A 22,324-nucleotide genomic window follows, 5' to 3' on the forward strand; every position below is an offset into this window, starting at 1 on the left:
CTACAGGTACTTGAAAACATGTATTTATGATCAATCCACAAAAAAATGGGAAAAACATACCACACTAAGCCTAAAATAACCAAAAATAAAAACGACTCTAATACTACAACTTCAAAAAATATACCTGCACCTTTTGTTTCTTCGGTAAGTTACCCAAGAAACAAGACTGTTGTTGCACAATTAGAGGAAGTAGTTGCCAAGTATCCTGAAAAAATCGCCTTTGTATTTGAAGAGGACAGTTTGACTTTTGGTGAACTAAATGAAAAGTCAAATCAAATAGCAGCCTATTTGGTTAATAAAGGCATTTCTCCCGAAAGCCTTGTTCCTTTTTGCATGGAGAAATCCATTGATATGCTGGTCACAATCTTTGGTATTTTAAAAGCTGGAGGTGCTTATGTTCCCATAGACCCAAACTATCCTTTAGAAAGAATTCAGTATATTCTTGAAGATACTGGTGCAAGCCTGTTATTGGTGAACAATTCTTTAGACAAAAAATTAAATTTGTCCGACACAATTGACCTAGTGGATTATGCCTCTTTTCCAATGGAGTCAATTGAAAATTTTATTTCAAAAGTCAAGCCTACTCCCGAAAACCTTGCTTATGTAATCTACACTTCCGGTTCGACTGGCCGTCCAAAAGGTGTAATGGTGCCACACAGAGGATTGATGGATCATTGTTTTGGTTTGATAGAAAGTGCTAACCTTAAAGATTGTGAATCTTATGCTGTCACAGCGCCAATTGTTTTTGATGCAGGGCACTCCCTTATTCATACTGCAGTAATTCAGGCAGCTACTATCCACCTTTTGTCCGACCGAATAATTTTAGACAGCGAGAAAATAACTGCTTACCTGGAGCATCAGAAAATAGATTGTCTGAAAATTGTCCCTTCCCTTTGGTTGAGTCATACAGAGAGTGGTTTAACTCCTGTTCCTCAGAGAAAGTTAATCTTTGGAGGGGAAAATTTTCCGAAATCGATAATTCCAATTCTAAGAAAAAGTGGTTTTAAAGGCGATGTTTTTAACCATTACGGTCCTACTGAAGCATCAATTGGGAAATGTATCTACCAAATAGACCTAAATCGAACTTATAGTCGGGTGCCAATTGGGAAGCCATTCTCTAACACCTTCATATTACTCTTGAATAGCAAGCATGAAAAGGTGGGCAAAGGGGAAGTAGGTGAAATATACATCGGTGGAGACGGCATTGCCAGAGGTTACCTTAATTTACCATTGGTTACTGCCAAAAACTTTATTCCAGATTTCATTTCAGGGAAAAATGGAGGCTTTTTATATCGAACTGGTGATTTAGGAAAGACTTCTGAGGATGGAAACCTCCTTTATCAGGGCAGGGTTGATGATCAGGTAAAAATTAATGGATACCGCATTGAACCCGGAGAAATTGAGGCTTGTATTTACCAATTTGAAAGCATTAAACAAATTGCTGTAGTGCCCAAATGCTACAATCAAAAGTTTTTCTTGATCGCTTATTTCGTATTTGAAAAAGGCAGAACCGAAGAGGGAATTAAAGATAAACTTAAAACAAAGCTTCCGGCACATATGATCCCTCAATACTGGATTCAAATGGAGGAAATGCCTTTGACAAGCAATGGTAAAATTGATAAAAAAGCCTTGCCTGAACCAGAATGGACAGCCTCCCAAACTAGTAAAAACCCTCCGCAGACTGAAACAGAAAAAATACTCTTTGGGATATGGCAAAAATTATTGAGCTGGAATAATATTGGTATAAATGATAATTTTTTTGATCTGGGGGGAGATTCGTTACTTGCTATCCGATCTATTGCCGCAATTAAGAATTCATTAGGAAAGCGGCTTATGATGAAGGATTTTTTCGATTTCCCAACCATTTCCGCTTTAAGCGAGGTGATCGATAAAAAGAAGAATGACTTGGATGTAATCGCACCTTCAAAAGAAGTAGGGTTTATTCCACTTTCCTTTAATCAGGAAGCCCTATGGATCATCCACAATGCAGCTGGAAGCTTACAGTACCATTTACCTATGGTTTTCAATATTTCGGGAGATTTAGACATTCAATCCTTAAAAGCTTCATTAAAGGAAATTGTCAAAAGACATTTACCTCTTCGAACAATAATACACCCTTCAAATAAAGGATTAGAACAAAAATTTCTTACCCCAGAATCCTGGACAATTCAAGAATTTATTACCCAACAAACAACTGAAGAGACAATAAATGATTGGCCTTTTAAATCCATGATTGAAAGGCCTTTTGACCTTACAAAAGATTTCATGATCAGGGCTGCTTTATTTCATATTGAGCCAAAAGAACACCTTTTTTGCATTTTGGTTCACCACATTGCCTGGGATGGCTGGTCTACTGTGCTTTTTAAAAATGAACTAGCCCTTCTTTACGATCAATTTAAGCAAGGAGTGGCAATTCCAGATAAGTCATCTATATTGGAATATTCAGACTTTTCTATATACCAAAGAAGCCTATTAAGAGGTGATCTTTTAAAACAATCCTTATCCCAATGGCGAAAGAATCTCGAAGGGGTTATTCCTAGCCAGCTTAGAACAGATTTCCCAAGAACCTTAGAGGTAAATACTGCAGGCTCCAGCCATTCATTTACCATATCCCGGGATACCACAGCGAAATTAAAAAGCCTGGCTAAAAAGCATAATGCAACTTTATTCATGGTCCTTTTAGCTGGATTCTATGCCTTGCTAAAGAGGCACAGTAGCCAGGAAGATATCTGTATAGGCATACCAACAACTGGTAGAGAACATGAGGGATTAGATGCATTGATTGGTTATTTTGTAAATACTTTGCCCGTCCGAACAATGGTTAATGGTACATCCAGCTTTGAGGATTTGCTTAAGCAGGTAAAATCCAATACCCTTGAAGCTTTTGATCATGGTGATGTTCCTTTTAGTGAAATAGTAAAATTATCCGAGGATTTTAGATTTTCCGGGAGGAACCCAATTTTTCAGGTGCTATTTGTCATGCAAAACAATCTCCCTACTGAACTCATATTAAATGGACTAAAAACCACACCTTTAAAAATATTCAATGATGTTTCAAGTTTTGAGCTGACATTAGAAATCAAAGAAGCTGATGATCAGCTGCATGCAGTAATGAATTATCAATCTGCTTTGTTTAGTGCTTCTACCATTGCCAGAATGTCGGATCATTTGGTTGAGCTATTAAAATCAGCAGTGTTAACTCCTCAAGAAACGATAGACAATATTAATCTCCTAAACGCAAAAGAAAGAGATTTTATATTAAATCCTGATACTGATTTCGCGCTTTCAGATGATTTGGAAAAAGCAACGGTTTTAAATCTAATTGACGAACAAGTCAAGCTATTTCCTCAAAAAACCGCCATCCGTTTTAACGAAAATGAGGTATCCTACGCTGAGCTAGATAAACAATCCAACAAAGTAGCCAATTATTTAATCAATCAGGGAGTAAAAATTGGTGCTTTGGTTCCAATCTGCTTGGACAATTCCCCCCAAATGATACTTGGAATTTTAGGTATTTTAAAAGCTGGTGCAGCATATATCCCTATAGACCCAACATTCCCAAAAGACAGAATTAAATTTATTCTCGAAGATGCCAATGCTACCTGGGTCATAACTGATCAAGACAAGGAACTGCTTTTTAGAGAGAATTTTATCAATTTATCCATTTTAACCCTTGATACTGAACTGAGTGTTCTATCTGAAGAAAATGCTGATAAACCGAATAAAGTTAACTCTTCTGAAAATACTGCCTATCTGATTTACACGTCAGGCACTACTGGAAAGCCAAAAGGAGTAATGATTAGCCATAAAAGCCTGTTCCTTTCTACCCATTCAAGAAACACCTATTACCCAGACAAAACAGCTGTCTTACTTATCCAATCCTTTTCTTTTGACTCCTCCATAGCTGTTATTTTTGGTGCTTTGACGACTGGTAGTGAATTGGTTTTAGGTAGGGCGCAACAATTGAAAAATCCGAAAGAACTCAAAAAATTATTGACCTTTTCAGAATCAATTCTATGTGTACCGTCATTTTATAGATTTTTACTTTCTGAAAATTTGATTTCAGGCAGTCAGATAAAAAGGGTTATTTTAGGAGGAGAAAGATTGGAACCTTCATTGGTTGCTTCACACTTTGAAAAAAACGAAGGGGCGAAATTATACAATGAATATGGCCCAACAGAAGGCACTGTTTGGACAACAGTTTGTGAATTAACTTCTCCTAACGATCCAATAAGTATAGGAAAGCCTATTCCTCATGCCAAAGTATATGTAATTGATCCATCTGGTAATATTTGTCCAATAGGCATTCAAGGAGAACTTTGTATCGGTGGACAGAGCTTGGCCAAAGGCTATTTAAACCTGTCCGATTTAACTGCTGCAAGTTTTGTTTCAGATCCCTATTCGAAAATTCCAGGAAGCAGAATGTATAAAACCGGAGATAAGGCCCGATTACTGCATAATGGAAACCTTGAGTTTTTGGGCAGGTTAGACAACCAGGTGAAATTAAGAGGTTATAGAATTGAATTAGAAGAAATTGAAGCCCTAGTTGAACAACTAGATTTCGTTAATCGAGCAATTGTCTCCATAAATGGGGAGTCCTCCGATAACCAAAGGCTTGTTGGTAATTTGACAACTGGCAGCAACTTTAACCATCTTTCTGAAGAGCAAAAAACACGGGAACTTAACGCCCACCTAGCTGTTTATTTACCTGTTTACATGATTCCTAACCATTGGGTATTTTTAAAGGAAATGCCTCTTACGGCTATAGGGAAAATAGATAGAAAAAAACTTTCAAAGCTTGTCCCTCAACCAAGCTACAAGACACCTACTCCACAAAGTGAAAGCCCTACAGAAAAGAAGTTAATTAATATCTGGAAAGCCTTACTAAAAATTGATCAGGTTGAAGTTCATGATAATTTCTTTAAAATAGGCGGTCATTCCCTCCTCGCCATTCGATTGATCAATGCCATTAGAGAGCATTTTAAATATGAAATAAAGTTCAACCAAATATTTCATCAACCAACAATCCATGAACTGGCATTATTGATAAATGAGCAAACCTCCACTCCGCCTCTTTCCAATCCCATTACAAATGCTTCGCGGGCTAAAGTATTTCCACTTTCATTTGGCCAGGAAAGCTTATGGCTAACAGATAGACTAGAAGGATCACAGCATTACCATATTCCTTTGGTTTTAAAACTAAAAGGGAACCTGTATATCCCTTCACTAGAGGCTACCTTGAAGGCAATTTTAACCAGGCACGAGGTATTGCGTTCTACCTATCGTTACGATGGTGAACACGTTTACCAGGAAGTTCAGGAATTTGCAGACTGGCATTTGGAGGTAAATGATTTATTAATGGAAAAACAGTCCCTACCTGACATCATCCAAGAGCAAACTGACCTACCTTTTGACCTGACTAAAGAAGCAATGTTCAGGGCATTACTAATTCGTCAAAGTGATGCAGTCAATGTCCTCATCATGACATTCCATCACATTGCTTTTGACGGGTGGTCTGTAGGGCTATTGATGAATGAACTTAAATCGTTTTACCTACAACATAAAAATCAAAACAAAATAGAGGGAGCTCCTCTTCCAATTCAGTTTGGCGATTATGCCATTTGGCAAAGAGAACAATTCCAAGGCAATGCATTTGAAACCAAAATTGATTTTTGGAAAACAAAGCTTAGAGGTGTCCAACCAACAAATATATCAAAATCAAATAATGATTCTGATGCGATAGCCGGGCAAACCAAGACATTTATAATACCTTTAAATGTCGCCAAAAAATTAACAGAAATGGCCAATAGTACAGGTACTACCTTGTACATGGTTTTAATGGCCACATTTAAAACTTTGCTGTATCAGTTGTCGGAAAAGACTGATCTGTGTATCGGAACTGTTGTTGCAGATCGACAAAACCAGCATACGGATAGGTTACTAGGTTATTTCATCAACACACTACCTATTCGATCCAGGTTAAACCCTGAAACTAGTTTCCTTGATTTTTTAAGTGAGGTAAAATTCAACTGCCTTGAGGCATTTGAATATCAGGATGTACCTTTTGAAAAAATTGTAGCGGCAGCAAAACCTGAAAGGAAGCTAGGCAATAACCCTATCTTCCAGGTAATGTTCTTAATCCAAAACACCCTTGACGATAATGAATGGCAAATTGATGATTTACGGGTAGAGAAAATTGATAACAATCCCCAAATTGCAAAGTTTGACCTCACCTACACAGTGAAGCAAACTGAAAATGAACTTAAGGGATTATTTGAGTACAAGACTTCTTTATTTGGGGAAGATGAGATGGCTAAAATCATTAAAGACTATCTCCATTTGTTGGAAACTATTTGTCAACAACCTTCAGTACCAATCAGTCAATTCTCAAAAGTAAAACAGCAAATCGAACCCTATCAACCCCTAGTAAAACCTAATAAGTTTAAAGAAGAATTCAAATCTGTGCAACTCCTTATAGAAGCCGCAGCCTTACAATTCAGTGGAAAAGCGGCAATAATTTCAAAGGATGAATCCTGCACCTATAAAACATTGAATGAAACTTCCAATCAATTGGCCGACCTGCTAGTCCAAAATGGCATTGGAAGAAATGATATCGTTGGAATTGTCATGGATCGATCAATTAACATGATCCTATCCATAATGGCTGTTTTAAAAGCAGGAGCTGCCTATCTGCCAATTGATACCGACTTTCCAGAAGAAAGAATCAATTACATGCTTAAAGATGCTGCAAAAGTTCATATAACGCATCGCAAGTATAATGGAAAATTCAAATCTCAATCCAAGGAAATCCTTTGGGAGGAATTTATAAACGTTCAGGAAAGTTTTTCGAAAGAAAACCCATCCCCAAATAACGAAGCCCACGATCCCGGTTACATCATCTATACCTCAGGATCAACAGGAAAGCCAAAAGGAGTTATTCTTACCCATGGAAACTTGTATAATTTCCTTAAAACGGTAAGTGATCAACCAGGGATTGTTTCCGAGAATAAATTCCTAGCTGTAAGCTCAGCCTCTTTCGATATTGCACTTCTTGAATTAATTTTACCTTTTGTTCATGGCGCTCAAATAGTAATTCTGGATCAATATGAAAGAAAAGACCCGCGAGTAATCCTAAAATATTTGACACAAAAGAAGGCAGACATTATGTTTGCCACCCCTACCCATTGGAAAATGCTTCTGGAAAGTGGTTGGGATGCAACAGTAGAAAATCTGCAAATAATCAGTGGTGGTGAAGCTTTAAGCAAAGAATTAGCCAAGCAATTATTGCCTTTATGTCATAGTCTGTGGAATATTTATGGACCTACAGAAACCACGGTTTTCTCCACAATAAAAAAGGTTGAGGCAGATCAGTCTCAAATTACAATAGGCCGAGAAGTACTGAATACTAAAATTTATTTGCTGGATGAAAACAAAAAGCCTGTACCAAAAGGAACAGAGGGAGAAATTTACATTTCCGGTAAAGGAGTAGCAAAAGGATACCTCAACCAGCCAGAATTAACAAGTCAAAAATTCACTAGAGACCCGTTTAAAACGGAAACCAGTGAAATCATGTACAAAACTGGTGATCGGGCAAAATTATTGGCCAATGGAGAGATTCAAATTCTAGGTAGGATAGACAATCAAATCAAACTCAGAGGGCATAGAATTGAACTTGAGGAGATAGAACAGGCCTTAAACATGCTATACGCTGTCAAGCAAAGTATAGTGCTTTTTAGAAACACTTCAAGTGATGACAAAGGACTGGTTGCCTACCTTTTACTCAAAAACGATTTTAAGGAGGAGGATATAACAAGCATAGGAGTAACAAGCGCTCAGGTCAGAAGCTGGAAAAAGGAATTGTCCAAAACCTTGCCAGGCTATATGTTGCCTTATGACTTTGTTATTGTTGATCATTTCCCTCATACGGCAAGTGGAAAAATAGATCGCCTAAAATTACCTGATCCTATCGCTTTGGATCAAAATGCTATTGTGCCTCCTCAAACAGATGAGGAAAAGAAAATAGCTGAAATATGGAAAGAAGCTTTGCGCTTAAAAGAAATCGATATTACAGATAATTTTTTCGAAATAGGTGGCCATTCTTTAATCGCCGTCAAGGTCATGACCTTGATTGAAAAAGAGATGGGTAAACTGTTACCGCTTTCCATACTATTTAAATATCCTACGATAGAACAGTTAGCTGCATTTTTAAAAACAAAAGTGGTTTTAAACAAAGAATGGAAGTCTCTTGTCCCTATTCAGCCAAAAGGAAAAAAAGCCCCTATATACCTGGTTCATGGAGCGGGTTTGAACGTACTGCCTTTTCAAGCCCTTGCAAAACACTTTGAACATGACCAGCCTATCTATGGCATTCAGTCAAAAGGAATGAATGCTGAAAGCATTAAATACGAATCCATTGAAGAGATAGCAGCATCTTATATAGCCGAAATAGTGCAAAACAATCCGTCAGGGAAAATAATTCTTGGAGGTTATTCCCTGGGAGGGATTATTGCATTTGAAATGGCCAAACAATTAAAGGGAACCGATATAGCTGTGGACCTCCTTTTATTACTTGACAGTTTTGCGACTTTTTCAAAAGGTAAACATTCACCCCAAAATAGGCTCTTTGCAAAATTGCATCGTGAATTCAATAAAAAATCCTTCGATCTAAAATTATTAACCCAGCATCCAGGGATCTTAAGAGATATAAAATCCAGGTCTATAAGCAAAAAAATAGATGCCCTGCTCCTTAAGCTAAGGTTAAAAATTAAAGAGCCGGAAAGCCCAATTATCGAAAGAATTAATAATATCAAGGCCATGCATGTAGCGGCCTGCAAAAATTATAGCCCAGGATTATATGAGGGAGAGATCGTAATGCTACGGGCCAAAATCCGAACAAAATATTTCCATGATCCACAAAATTTGGGATGGAAAGGTTTGTCAAAATCCATGCGGATCATAGAAGTCGAAGGGATTCACTCAGACCTATTTTCAGAACCTTATGATGGCGAATTGGCGTCTAGGATAAAGGAAGTGATTGATGGAACTGGGGTAAGTGATCAGTGATCGGGTGATATGTGATGGGGCGATGGGGTGAGCACGTTCTTAATTACCTTCATATGGAATAGTTCATTTGATCATCACAGATCACTAAATCACAGATCACAACATCACTAAATGACGGATCACAGATCATTGTTATGAATTGCCTTCATGTTGGTATTTTCATAAGATAACCACGGATGAGGGGTAATGGTAGCATGTGGTGCTCGGGTGAGCGAGTTCTGAATTGCATTTATGTTAGGATTTTCATAGATCACAGATCGCAACATCACTAAATCACACATCACAGATCATTGTTATGAATTGATTTCAATTTGTTATCTTCATCTGATAATCACAGCTTCATTTCCTGACAAATAAACCCTATATAACATGCTTCGAGTATCTTCTTTTTTATTTAGCTTGGCCATCTTGTTTTGTACAAGCATGCTAACCATTGCTCAAACCGACCCTATAGACGAATCCATTTCCCAACATCGAAAAGGAAAGTTAATAGTCAAGGCCAAGCCAGGAGCAAAGGTTTCTATCAAGCAGCTTTCTCACGAGTTCTGGTTTGGAGCAGCCATTGCCAATGGGCTGGGATCTGGGAACATGGCCCCTGAAGACCTAAGCCAGTATAAGAAATATTTCCTGGAGAATTTTAACAGTGCCGTTACAGAAAATGCGCTGAAATGGGCCAGTATGGAAAGGGAAAAAGGAAAAGTCAACCACCTGACAATAGAAGGAATTCTGGATTGGACGGAAGAGAACCAAATCCCCCTGCGAGGACATAACTTATACTGGGGCATAGAAAAATTTGTACAGCCCTGGATAATGGAGTTAAGCGATACTGAACTGGAAGCCACCATAAAAGAGCGGGCTATTTCCATTGGCCAACGTTATAAAGACCGTTTTGTAGAATACGACCTGAACAATGAAATGATCCATGGAAATTATTATGCAGATCGTTTAGGTTCAGATATAACCGCCAAAATGGCCAAATGGGTACTAGAAGGTGATCCGGGTGCCAAACTTTACCTCAATGATTATGATATCCTAACAGGCAATCGGCTTACTGATTACCTGGCCCAAATCAGGGAATTGCTGGCACAGGATGTACCCCTTGCGGGAATAGGTGTACAAGGTCACTTGCATGCAAGTACTTTTGACAGGCAGGAACTGAAACGCAGTCTTGACTCCCTTGCCCAGTTTAGGTTACCCATTCGTATCACTGAATTCAATATGCCCGGACAGCGCTCCAAATTTCATAAAGACACCCAGTTAAAAATGAGTCCGGAAGAAGAACAGCAGAATGCCAAAGAATTGGTAGATTACTATAGAATCTGCTTTGCCCATCCAGCAGTAGAAGGAATCCTGATGTGGGGATTTTGGGAAGGTGCCAATTGGATCCCTGCCTCTTCGCTATATACCCGAGATTGGCAACCTAAACCAGCAGCGCATGCTTACCAAGACTTGATTTTTGATACTTGGTGGACGGAAACAACAGTTACCATTGACGCTGAAGGCTATTTTATTACTTCTGCATTTTATGGGAATTATCAAATAACCGTTGATGGGAAAACGAGAAAAATTTTACATAAAAAAGTGCCTGGAGAAACCACAGTTGATTTCTCCAAGCCCTAATTCATTTAAGGATAGTCATTCCCTATCAAACTTTCCAATACGGATTGTTGCCAATTTTTAAGCGTCTTTTCCATGTCTCCGGCAATTTCTGGTTGATCGGATAGAATGTTATTTTCCTCTGCCGGATCTAAATTGATATCAAACAATTCCTTTCTGGTATCTCCATTCTTTCCATCGTGTATAACCAATTTATATTGGTTGCCCAGCAATGCCCTTGCACCGGAAAAATCTTGTTCCTGAATGTCCGGATGATGAAAGTTTTTGAAATTTCTGGTGGGAATACCATTCGCCAATTTCACCAAGGGAGTGGTCCCTTTTTGCAATTCAGGATCTATATAATCCACCAAACCTTCACCGTTATTTCTTGGCCTTCCATTCCAAAAAGCAATGGGTTCCCGTCTACTGTCCATTTTCCCTTCCAACATAGGCAGAAGACTTATACCATCTATAGGTCGATTGGGCAATGGTTGACCTGTAATCTCACAAAGGGTAGGAAAGACATCACTGGAAACACCATGCATAGCTGTAATAAAAGGAGTTTTGATCCTTTCTGGCCATTCTAAAACAGAAGGAACACGAACACCCCCTTCATAAACCAAGGCTTTTTGCCCTCTAAAGGGAACAGTAGCATTTCCTTCTTGGGGAGTACCATTGTCACCAAAGTACCATAGCAAAGTATTGTCCCGTACACCCTCCTCTTCAAGAAATGATCTTAATTGGCCAATGGACCTGTCCATGGCAGTGATTTCGGCGAATCTTTCTCTCAATACATCCCTTTGAAGTCGTTCTACCTGGCTGCCGGTTTCATTTGAAGTCAACCTTACCATGCGATTGCCGAAATCTTCAGGTAAGCTATCATACAATGCCAAATCTTCGGGTTTTGCACTATAAGGCTCATGGGGCGAACCATACCAAATAACGATGAAAAAAGGTTCTTCCTTTTCCTTTGATCTCTGGATGAAATCTATGGCTTCAGCAATCAATATTTCAGAGCTTTCTCCTTTAAAAACGACGGGATCTGCACCATTTCTAGAAAGATGAGGATTCATTTCAAAAAAATTGTCGTGAGACAAGTACTCATCAAACCCAAAATGGCGAGGGTTAGTGGGAGATGCTTCTTTGACTGGACCAAGGTGCCATTTTCCTAAATGAGAGGTAACATACCCCGCATCTTTCATGATCTCAGCAATACTAATTTCCTCAGGTCGAATGGAAAAACCTGGGGTGAAGGTTCCATATCGATTGGGATGCCTTCCTGTAATAATACTCCCTCTAGTAGGAGAACAAACAGGAGAAGCTGAATAAAAGCGATCCATGCGAACCCCATTTGCTGCCATTTCATCCAGTACAGGGGTATGGAGAAAAGGATGACCATTGTAACCCGTTTCATCCCAGCCATGATCATCCCCCAAGAGAAGCACCACATTGGGAAGGACATCGGTTATTACTTCCACTTTCTTTTCCTTACAAGAAATTGTAAGCGCAAAAGCCAGTATTACGATACAATAGCTTTTATAGCTGAAATTCTTTAGGTTATCCATCGTTAAATTATTTATTTTTGCACTTGTTTCTCTGGCAAATCATTGTTTCTGATGACCGCTAATTTCTTTTCGACCTCCCCCTTAAGTTGGGCAACAATGTTCTGGTAAGCGGGGTAATCTGCGAGATTATTGTATTGTTTGGGATCATGCTGCATATCGAACAATTCTATACCATCACTTCCATCTTCATTGTAAAGTGTAAAAGCCCATTTGTCATTTCTCAAAAGAAAGGCATGCTTTCCTCTCCACCTATTGACTGAAAAAGCCATGTCTCTGATTTTTATGGTTGGATCCTCTAAAGTAGGTACAAAGCTAATCCCTTGAATAGCATCTTTAACCTCCACACCTGCCAATTCAGCAATTGTCGGGTACAAATCAATTAACTCCACAAAACTATCAGAAATCTGGGCTTTCTTACCAGGAATTTTCACAATCAAAGGGACTCTGACAGATTCCTCTTTAAGACTTACTTTCATCCAAAAATCATGTTCCCCCAAATGAAAACCATGGTCAGATGTGAAAATTACGATGGTATTGTCTTCAAGCCCTTCTTCCTTTAAAGTAGCCAAAATCTTGCCTACCTGGGCATCCATATAGCTGACAGAAGCATAATAAGCCGCAATGGCTTTCTTCTGCTGGTCTTCTGTCATTTTCGCATTGAGAGTAGTCACGTAATTAATACCACGAGCAGGAATATCGTCCCAATCTCCTTTGACTTTTGGTGGGAGGACTACTTGCTCAAATGGAAACCTGTCGAAATAAGGTTTTGGTGCAACAAATGGCACATGGGGCCTTACCAAGCCAACTGCTAAAAAGAAAGGTTCGTCTTTATGTTCCCGAATCATGGCGGAAGCTTTTTCTGCTGTTTTACCATCAGAATGAACCAAATCATCGCCATCTGCCTTCACGATAGTCATCACGTTCCCTCCTTTTCTTGGTAATAAGCCAAAGGGATTGTTTTGAACCAATTCAGCTTCCCCATCTGCAGTCCATTCCGGGCCCTGACTATTATACCTTTCGTTCCAGGAGGCCTCATCATCTGTCCCATTGGATCCCTTTTCGATATCTATAGGAACTCCCATATGAAAAATCTTACTTACCCTTGCGGTAAACCAACCATTTTCCTTAAACAGCTGAGGCCACATCTTCTTGTCAGGCCCAATATTCTCCCTCCCACTTACATAGCCAAAGGTGCCAGTAGCATGGGGATAATATCCAGACATCATGGAAGCTCTGGATGGCCCACAAACTGGATACTGACAATAAGCTCGGGTAAACCTTGTACCCTCTTTGGCCAACTGGTCAATATTTGGCGTATACCCAGCAGCATTTTCATAAGATGAGACAGCTGTTGTTGTGAGGTCATCAGAAATAATAAAGAGAATATTGGGCTTCTTTGTTTGCTGCGCAAAGGATACCATTGGGACTAAAATCCCAATGAAATAGATTCCAAAAGCTAAAAGAAGTTTATATATCATTTTCATAAGGTCAATTTAAATTTTAATTGCCGAGTTTAGCGTTGCTTTTTTCTCGTTCTAAATCACTATTAATCTCTTCTTCCGTTAATTTGAATGGTTGTTCTAATTTTTTAACTAAATCTGGTCTCTTTTCAGCAAGGTCATTTGATTCAGAGATATCTTCACTCAGGTTAAATAACTTCCAAGGTTCCAGATTACTTTCCCTAAAAATTTTATAGTCACCCCAAATCAAAGCCTCTTGTCCCTTGTATTTAAAAAACATGGAAGCATGAGGTGAATGAGTCGTTTCACCTGTCAACACAGGTAAAGGGTTTTTGCCATCATAATACCTGTCTTGTGGCAACTCAGCCTCTGCGAGATCAGCAGCACCCACCAACAAGTCCAAAGACCATAGGCGTGTGTTGATGGTAGAATTGGCTTTTACTTTACCTGGCCATCTAACCAATGCAGGCACGCGTATTCCACCTTCCCATAGGGTCACTCCTGCTCCATTCAGTGGTGCGTTGGATTGTATGTCCAGGTAAGGGTAAAAAGCACCGTTGTCTGAATAGAAAAACACAAAGGTATTGTCTGCAATCCCAAGTTCATCCAACGAAGTCATCAATCTCCCTACGGCCATGTCTATTGCGGTAACTATAGCATTGAACCTTTTTTTAGGGTCTTTCTCATCTGGTTTTAGGCCATAAGGTTTAAAAGCATAATCTGGCGCTTTCCAAATGTTCTCTTCCCCTGGCTCAATATTTCTATCTCCAGGATGATGTGGCGCATCAAATGGGAGGTAGACCATCCATGGTTTTTCTTCTGCCGTATTCTTATTAATGAAATCAATGGCTGCATTGGCAAATAGGTCCGTACTGAACTCCCCATGTCTATTGATAGAAGTGGTATTATGGTAAAGGTCGTGTCTCCCCGCATAAACATGTGAAAAATGATCCACATTTCCAGAAGCAATGCCCAGAAATTCGTCAAAACCTCTTTCAGTAGGTCTGGAACCAGGTGCAAAACCAATGTTCCATTTACCAAAGGCCCCTGTTGCATAACCATGAGGACTGCTTTTTAATACCCTTGGAATGATGATTTCTGTTTGAGGAAGTCCTATTCCATAGTTACCAGCCAAACCACCAAGTTGGTAATCCAATTTGTTTCTTTGAGGTATTCTTCCCGTAAGCAAACTAGCCCTGGAGGCTGTGCATGTTGGGGATCCCGTATAGAAATCTGTCAAAATCGCACCTTGTTTGGCCAATTTATTCAAGTTAGGTGTCAATATTGGAGAAGCCTCATTCATAAAACTAAAATCCCCATAGCCTACATTGTCAACGGTTATGATAAGGATATTAGGAGGCGCTTGGGTGTTGTTTTTTTGCCTGCCAAAGGAGGGAATAACAATGAGGTTAGCACAAATAATAAGGAGCGCAATTCCTTTAAAGGATTTCAATAATTTTGTCATGGGGTTGTTTGATGATTAATTGATCTTGATAAAACAACAAAAATCTAACTCGTTCGATGTCTCTTTCCGCTTCAAATTAAATAGTTGTTCCACAAAATTTTAAATGGTCTTTAGACAGTGCAACTATTAACAATTGCTGAATTGGCAAAATCCCGAATGTAAAAGCCAATTATTTTCTTTTGAAGCTGATATTAATCAAATTTCAATTGTCCCACAAGGCATATCTATATGAGGCTTCAATTTCATACCGTAATAGGATTTGACAGGTACTAAAGGTCTTTTACTAATAAGCCACTAAATCCAAAAGTTTGGTGTATTGCCCTACAGAGTATAATCATAACACCCCACTTTTCATAGTCCATAATTTAAATAAAAGAGGTAAACTCTCCCGGGAATTTCCAGGAGAGTTTACCATTACCAACCTGGATTTTGGGTCAATTGGGTGTTCAATTCTCTTTCTCTATTAGGAATAGGCCATAAATAATCTCTCCCTGTGTCAAAAGATCTATCAAATCCTTCAAGGCTGATTTGGACAAGATTATCGTTATCCAAATAAGTCATCCCAAATGGAACTCCTGGCATTACTTCTTCAGCTATTTCCCATCTTCTTATATCAAATAACCTAAAACCTTCGAATGCAAGTTCAACTGTCCGTTCATTCCTAACAATTGATCTTAAACTCGCTTGAGTATTCGCTACTTCAGAGGTAAAAGGTGGAAGCATTACACTTTCTCTTTGTCTAACAAGGTTAATTGCAGCATAAACCGATTCGTCAATTTCACCTAATTCTATTTTCGCTTCGGCATAGGTCAATAGCACTTCAGCATACCTAATTAGAATAATATTAAGACCAGAGTTTGAAGGATTACTATAATCTTCATCTGCAACATACTTCCTAACATTGTATCCAGTAGCCGTAGAGTAAACGGTAATTTGAACCGCATCAGAACCATCCGTTTCAGGTGTGGAACCATAAATTCCGCCATCTGGAAGAGGTGTTATTTCTGTTAAAAAAACCGATTGAGCCAACCTCGGATCTCTATTTTCATAAGGATTTAATGGGTCAAAGCCACTTTGAGGATCAGAAATAGCTAACCCATTGGACATTGGGTAGGCATCTATAATCGATTTGGTAGGCACATACAAACTTCCATTACTTCCAGAAATCTGACTCCAAGGGGCTACACTTGAATAAATATTATGGGAATTAACATCCGGGGCATATTCCCTTGCAAGCATCACCTCCGCATTGTTTTCACCTTCGTATTGAAACAAATTAAAGTAATCAGGATACAAACTGTAAACATTGCTATCTATTACTTCTTTTGCTGCTTCGGCTGCTTCGCTATATCTTCCAGCATACAGCATCGCTCTGGCTTTTAAACCCAAGGCTGCCCCTTTTCCTATCCTTCCATTGTTTTCATACGGCAACCAAACTGCAGCCTGAGTAAGATCATCTTCTATAAAATCCCATATTTGTGAAACCGGAGTTCTAGTGACTGTTCTTCCTTGCGGAATATCAATTCCTGTTGTAAGCAATGGAACATCACCAAATAGCATTACCAGCTTAATGTATTGGTAAGCCCTCAAGGTCATTACCTCTGCTTTGTATTTATTGATAGCCTCCTGGTCACTCTCTTCTACCTGATCCACGTTGTCCATGAAATCATTGGCTCTTCGAATACCTTGATAAGCATCTTCCCACTCAGAAAAATACCTACCGGAAGCAATGGTTCCAAACCCACGTTGTAATTCTACATTGGCATTAAAAGGATGATTCGTCATTAACTGATCCGTCAATCCATCATACGAGAAAATACTTGTGCCATCCAAGGAGGGATATACTGCATTGGCAGCAAACTCTACATCATCCAAAGTTATCCAAAAGATTTCTTTTGAAATTCTATCATTAGGAATGGTTTCCAATAAATCACTTTGGCAAGAAACCATTATGATGACAGCTACTTGCAGAAATATATATTTTAAATTCTTCATGTTTTCAGCTATAATTTATTAAAACCTAATGTTTGCTCCGAGAGAATACATACTTACCTGAGGGTAATATTGTCCTCTTCCTGAAGGAATCTCAGGGTCCAAATCCCATCTATTGAGTTCTGAAAAGGTCAATAAGTTGGTCGCTCCAAGAAATACGCGAATACTACCAACCGAAATCTTTTCGATTACTGAAGCGGGTAGCGTATATCCCAACACTACGTTTTTAAGCCTCAAATATGAAGCATCAATTAACTGTTCATCAGAAGTTTGGAAATTTCTCGGATCTCCTTTGATTGGCCTAGGGAATTCTGCATTAGGATTTTCAGGTGTCCAATAATTATCCGTATAAATGGCATGTGTAAATGTTTCATAGGTGGCTATTTGTTGAAATGCACCATCTAACCTTGTTTTATGACCTGCGGCTCCTTGAAATTGCAGAAACAGGTCAAAATTGCCGTAATTAAGTGTTCCATTTAAGCCGAAATCAAATTTAGGAAATGACAATCCCAAGTTCTGGTGATCATTTTCATTTATAATTCCATCTTCGTTAACATCTACATACTTGACATCACCAGGGGCACTATTGGGTCTGAGAGTAGGGTAATTGTCAACCTCCTCTTGGGTCTGAAAGACGCCATCGGTGATATATCCCCAGTGGGAATTAATAGGCATTCCTTCTTGAATGATAAATCGAGGAGCGGTGGTACTTCCAGAAATATATGGGCCAGAATTCACCAGGTCTATCACTTCATTCTTGTTCTGGCTAAAATTAAGCCCCAGATCATAGGTTAGTTTATTACCTCCACGGTAATTCAACCCAATTTCATAGCCTCTATTATTAATTATTCCAGCATTTTGAACAGGAGCTCCCAGACCTATTAGTGCTGGTATGGGTAACTGCAACAAAATTCCATCAGTCGTTTTATTGTAGTAATCAAAAGTCATTGAAACCCTGTCTTCCAATAAAGCCATGTCAAAACCAATATTTGTTTGATAGGTAGTTTCCCAAGTCAGGTTTTGGTTGGCAAGATTTGATTGGGAAAATCCTTGCACAGGGGAATCGTTGAAGGAGTAATTAATAGCACTAAGTGTTTCATAGAAGGAATATAAACCCACAGCTTGGTTTCCGGTGGCACCATATGAACCTCTCAACTTAAATTCATTTACCACTCCTTTCCAGTCAGCCCAAAATTCCTCTTCAGATAGCCTCCACCCAGCTGAGAATGAAGGGAAAAAACTGTATCTGTTATCCTGATTAAACCTGGAAGAACCATCATATCTGCCGTTCAATTCAAGGAAATAACGGTTATTGTAATTATAATTTAGCCTGGCAAAATAAGACCGTAGTCCCCATTCCGCATCCACTCCTGTAGCATCACGATTCTCATTTGACCCCTGACTTAAAGATTGAACATCATTGTTGTAAAACTCTTGTCGAAACCCTGTGATGATATTGTTTTGATTTTCAACGGTAGAATATCCCAAAAGACCAATAAATTTATGGGCACCAAAATCCTTGGTATAGGTCAATAGACTATTTAAAGTCAACTCCCTAATATTTCTCCTGGATTCTGTTAGCGTATTAACAAATCGTTGAGTCACTCTACCATTGATTGGATCTTCATTGGAATACCTGTCTGAAAACGTTTTTATTTGAATATGGGTATTTCTAAGCGCATACTGGGTGGAAAAATTTAATCCAGGCAGTATTTCGTAATCAAATTTCACACTTCCAGTAAGGTAATCATCGATGGTTCTACTGTCACCTGTAAGTTCTGCAAATAGAAGTGGGTTATTTACCTGAGGGCCTAAGCCATATTCTCCTGTTTCGTATTTCGGCCATGAGAATTTACTTGCGTGTAACATGTATTGGAAAACAAGTGATTCCCCATTACCTGAGGCAGATGAACCTGCAGGTTGATGTGACTCTTTGGTTCTGTAATTCAAATCTCCTGAAAACTTGATTTTCTCTGAAGCTTTCAGATCAAGGTTCATTCTAAATTCATTCAGTTTATCACTGAAATTCGGTGCAACACCGTCAATAGATTGGTGCCTTACACTGAATCTGCCTGTGAAATTTTCACTCCCTCCACTTACAGAAAGTGTATGGTTTTGCTGTGGAGCTGTTTTCAACATGCCCAAATCATCTTTTCTCCAGTAGGGAAATGGAAGTGGATACTCAGGGCTAGGGGCATTGGCCACATAATTCTGAATGAAATCATCAGTGTAAGGGATACTCCTCCCAGCATTGGCATATGCATCATTCTCTAAACGAAAATAATTTTCGAGATCCATGTGTTCGGGTCTGTTTGTAACTTCCTGAAGAGCAAAATAACCATCATAGCTAACTGAAATTTCACCTTTTTTACCTCTTTTTGTGGTTACCAGAATAACTCCATTTGCTGCTCTAGAACCGTAAATTGCTGATGATGAAGCATCCTTTAATACAGTAACAGAGGCGATGTCATTTGGGTTAATGTCATTGATCCTTTGCTCTATTCCATCTACAATTACCAGTGGATTATTATTCCCGAGTGTAGTAATACCTCTAATTCTAATATTAATATTATTGTTTCCTGGTCTTCCTCCCTGATCTACAACGGTCACGCCTGGTGCTAGACCTTGCAAGGATTGTTGAAAATCTGCAACAGGCCTTCTTTCCAATTTATCCCCAGATACTTGTGCAAGAGAATTGGTGACAGAAAGCTTCTCTTGCACCCCATAACCAACCACAACAACCTCATCGAGGGAAGTTTGGTCTTCTTTAAGAACAACAGAAATCTGACCTTGATTATTAGGAACAATTCGCTGAGACTCGTAACCAATAAATGAGATTACTATTGCTTTACCAGTAGGAACATCCAAACTGAAATTCCCATCAAGGTCTGTCACTGTGCCAGTATTAATTCCTTCAACAACAACCGTTGCACCAGGAATAGGAAGTCCATTAATGTCTCTAACAATTCCAGTTACAACAGCAAAAGAATTATCTATGTTAGGTATATTCTTTGTCCCAGATAGGGTACCTACATAAATAGTATTGTTTACTTGTTTAAATTTCAGCACAGTATGCGTTGAAATCTCATACAAGATGTCATAAACGGATCTATTGCCCTGCTTTAATTTAACTTTAGTCTGTGCAATTAATTGATCATCAGCAAAAACCACCTTGTACTCGGTCTGTTTTTCAAGAAGTTGAATGACATTGCTTATTTGCCATTCGGATTGTTCTATGTGGATGAAGGTTTCGTCTATAGGCTTTATTTGCGCATTTGTATCATTGGCAAGCAAAGTACTTAAGAAGATCACCTGCAACACTAATCCATATAAGATATGACGTGATACCATTTTGATTAGGTGAAGTATTTTTGTTTTCATATTTTCGTATGTTTTTATAAAATTAAAATGTTATAGGAACGGTCAGGATGAACCCGGTCATTTGGCGATGGAGGGTTTGTCCTGCATTTTTTGTTACATAGGCTACAATGATTTCAGTTTGACACTTTTATTTTGGATAGAATGTTTGAAGTTTAATGTAAAACCTAAACCTGTAAGTACATTATCTAGGTTATCATTATTGAATGTCCCCGTCACAGTTCTATTAATTTTAATTCACTGTCCAGAATAAAAGTTACCCCATACCATTGCTCCAATTTTTGAAGTATTTTCTGAAGACTTTCATTCTGAAACTTTATTTGCCCTTCTTTCCAAGCCATTTCGTTTTGGTAAATAAATGGGTGAACATGTAGGTGTATATTGTTGTCGAACACATACTCAACCATCTCTCCTGGAGAGAGAAAGGTGTTTTCACTTGCACTACTAATTTTTACTTTCCCTTCAAATAAAGCCACCCTATTGTTGTGAAATCTTGAAACGATATTAAAACTCGTCCCAAGAACCTCTGCCGTCATTTCACCCGCATGGACTTTAAATGGGCGCCCCTTCTCTTTTTTCACTTCAAAAAATGCTTCCCCCTCCAAATAAACTTCTCGAGACTTTTGGCCAAAAGAAGAAGGAAACCTAATTTTCGAATCACTATTTACCAGAACTTGGCTTTTATCAGGTAAAATTAAACGAAGTTTCTCGCCGGGTAGAACGATCCGTTCAATCCAGTTGATTTCGGCTATTAACTCTTTCTCAATAGGCTTATTGTCCCAAATAACTTTAAGCGTAACCGCAAGGAAACCTATTAATATCAACCAAACAGCTGCAACTTTTAATTGTAAAAAAATTGATTTTTTAGCCTGAGTTGGCCTGCTTTTATCTTTAATCTTTTGGTTGATCTTTACCAATAGATTTTTTTTCCTTATATCAGTTTGAGGGGTGGTATTTGATAATTCCCAAACTTCTTCGAAAAGTTGGTCTAGTTCTTCACCTGCCTCATGCCGATTAAGCCAATTTAACACGGCTAATTCTTCTTCTTTCGAAGATCGACCATTTAAGTACCTTACTAATTTACTCTTATCCAATTTGCTTTGCCTTTTTTTATAATACACAGGCAAAGCAATATTTACTTACAAGATTCTGAGAAAAAAAATGCAGAAACTAGAATCACCTAATTTGTGACAATTTATGACAGAATATTATTCATGATTATTGTGAAAAATACAATTCTGTCGAAATTTTTAATTACAAAACACTTTTTAGCTTGATAAATATGATGCTCCACGGTTCGGATTGAAATACTTAGTTTTTTGGCTATTTCAGGATTAGAAAACCCATCTACTCTGCTAAGTAAAAATACTTTTTGTTGGGTTTTTGGCATTTTCTTGATAGTTGCCATGGTTTCAAGAGTGATTTCCTTTAAACAAAGTTGCCTTTCGATATCATTTTTATCCAATGAATTATCACCTGAAACATCCGAAAGATCGCACATTCGCTTAGCATCTCTAATTTTATTCAGCATCCGATTTTTGATGGATTGGTAAAGATAGGCACCAAAACTTTTAGTAGGATCTAAAGACTTTCTGTGTTCCCAAACACTAATGAAAACTATTTGAACAATCTCCTCCGCCTCTTCAGGATTTAATAAAAAAGCACCTGCAAACCCAAGCATCCTGTCTATATACTGGTGGTATAGCTCTTCAAATGCAGATTTGTCTCCTTGCTTTAATAGCAGGACTATATCAGCTTCTGTATGTTGACATAGTTTTCTCACTCCAATCCGCTGTTTTATAAAG

Annotated in this window: 10 protein-coding genes; 2 read left to right on the forward strand and 8 right to left on the reverse strand. The window is 38.5% G+C overall.

Annotated elements, in window-relative coordinates; translation table 11 throughout:
- Positions 1-45 precede the first annotated feature (45 nt).
- Both ADICYQ_RS17000 and ADICYQ_RS17005 read left to right on the forward strand, forming a co-directional pair.
- Positions 46-9,063: a non-ribosomal peptide synthetase gene (locus tag ADICYQ_RS17000; RefSeq protein ID WP_020891285.1), complete on the forward strand. Its 9,018-nt coding sequence runs from the start codon at positions 46-48 to the stop codon at positions 9,061-9,063.
- 369 nt (positions 9,064-9,432) lie between these two features.
- A complete protein-coding gene (locus tag ADICYQ_RS17005) occupies positions 9,433-10,683 on the forward strand; it encodes an endo-1,4-beta-xylanase (RefSeq protein WP_081652379.1) in 1,251 nt (416 codons plus the stop codon).
- 5 nt (positions 10,684-10,688) lie between these two features.
- Here ADICYQ_RS17005 and ADICYQ_RS17010 read toward each other — a convergent pair whose 3' ends face one another.
- From ADICYQ_RS17010 to ADICYQ_RS17040, 8 genes are all read right to left on the reverse strand, one after another.
- Positions 10,689-12,224, reverse strand: coding sequence for a sulfatase family protein (locus ADICYQ_RS17010; protein ID WP_020891288.1), 1,536 nt, complete (start codon positions 12,222-12,224; stop codon positions 10,689-10,691).
- Positions 12,225-12,235: 11 nt separating this feature from the next.
- Positions 12,236-13,702, reverse strand: coding sequence for a sulfatase (locus ADICYQ_RS17015; protein WP_316929321.1), 1,467 nt, complete (start codon positions 13,700-13,702; stop codon positions 12,236-12,238).
- Between the two features lie 22 nt (positions 13,703-13,724).
- Positions 13,725-15,149: a sulfatase-like hydrolase/transferase gene (locus tag ADICYQ_RS17020; protein WP_020891290.1), complete on the reverse strand. Its 1,425-nt coding sequence runs from the start codon at positions 15,147-15,149 to the stop codon at positions 13,725-13,727.
- A gap of 414 nt (positions 15,150-15,563) precedes the next feature.
- Positions 15,564-17,144, reverse strand: a complete 1,581-nt coding sequence (locus tag ADICYQ_RS17025) for a RagB/SusD family nutrient uptake outer membrane protein (RefSeq protein ID WP_040416852.1) — start codon at positions 17,142-17,144, stop codon at positions 15,564-15,566.
- Between the two features lie 18 nt (positions 17,145-17,162).
- Positions 17,163-20,522 carry a SusC/RagA family TonB-linked outer membrane protein gene (locus tag ADICYQ_RS17030; RefSeq protein WP_040416855.1) on the reverse strand — a complete coding sequence of 1,120 codons (3,360 nt, stop codon included), beginning with the start codon at positions 20,520-20,522 and terminating at the stop codon, positions 17,163-17,165.
- Between the two features lie 102 nt (positions 20,523-20,624).
- The gene (locus ADICYQ_RS31290; protein WP_498366135.1) at positions 20,625-20,738 is read right to left on the reverse strand and encodes a hypothetical protein; all 114 of its coding nucleotides are present in this window, start codon (positions 20,736-20,738) and stop codon (positions 20,625-20,627) included.
- On the reverse strand, positions 20,735-21,613 hold the full coding sequence (locus ADICYQ_RS17035; RefSeq protein WP_152520498.1) for a FecR family protein: 879 nt from the start codon (positions 21,611-21,613) through the stop codon (positions 20,735-20,737). Before ADICYQ_RS17035 ends, ADICYQ_RS31290 begins: the two co-directional genes overlap by 4 nt.
- Before the next feature lie 101 nt (positions 21,614-21,714).
- Entirely contained in the window at positions 21,715-22,302 is a 588-nt protein-coding gene (locus ADICYQ_RS17040) for an RNA polymerase sigma factor (protein WP_051160264.1), read from the reverse strand.
- Between the last annotated feature and the right edge of the window lie 22 nt (positions 22,303-22,324).

Source organism: Cyclobacterium qasimii M12-11B, assembly GCF_000427295.1.
GTDB lineage: Bacteria > Bacteroidota > Bacteroidia > Cytophagales > Cyclobacteriaceae > Cyclobacterium > Cyclobacterium qasimii.

Bases quoted from the DNA above. Each gene is read 5' to 3' on its own strand.
- ADICYQ_RS17000 (WP_020891285.1), top strand. From the start codon at position 46: ATGGGAAAAACATACCACACTAAGCCTAAAATAACCAAAAATAAAAAC.
- ADICYQ_RS17005 (WP_081652379.1), top strand. From the start codon at position 9,433: ATGCTTCGAGTATCTTCTTTTTTATTTAGCTTGGCCATCTTGTTTTGT.
- ADICYQ_RS17010 (WP_020891288.1), bottom strand. From the start codon at position 12,224: ATGGATAACCTAAAGAATTTCAGCTATAAAAGCTATTGTATCGTAATA.
- ADICYQ_RS17015 (WP_316929321.1), bottom strand. From the start codon at position 13,702: ATGATATATAAACTTCTTTTAGCTTTTGGAATCTATTTCATTGGGATT.
- ADICYQ_RS17020 (WP_020891290.1), bottom strand. From the start codon at position 15,149: ATGACAAAATTATTGAAATCCTTTAAAGGAATTGCGCTCCTTATTATT.
- ADICYQ_RS17025 (WP_040416852.1), bottom strand. From the start codon at position 17,144: ATGAAGAATTTAAAATATATATTTCTGCAAGTAGCTGTCATCATAATG.
- ADICYQ_RS17030 (WP_040416855.1), bottom strand. From the start codon at position 20,522: ATGAAAACAAAAATACTTCACCTAATCAAAATGGTATCACGTCATATC.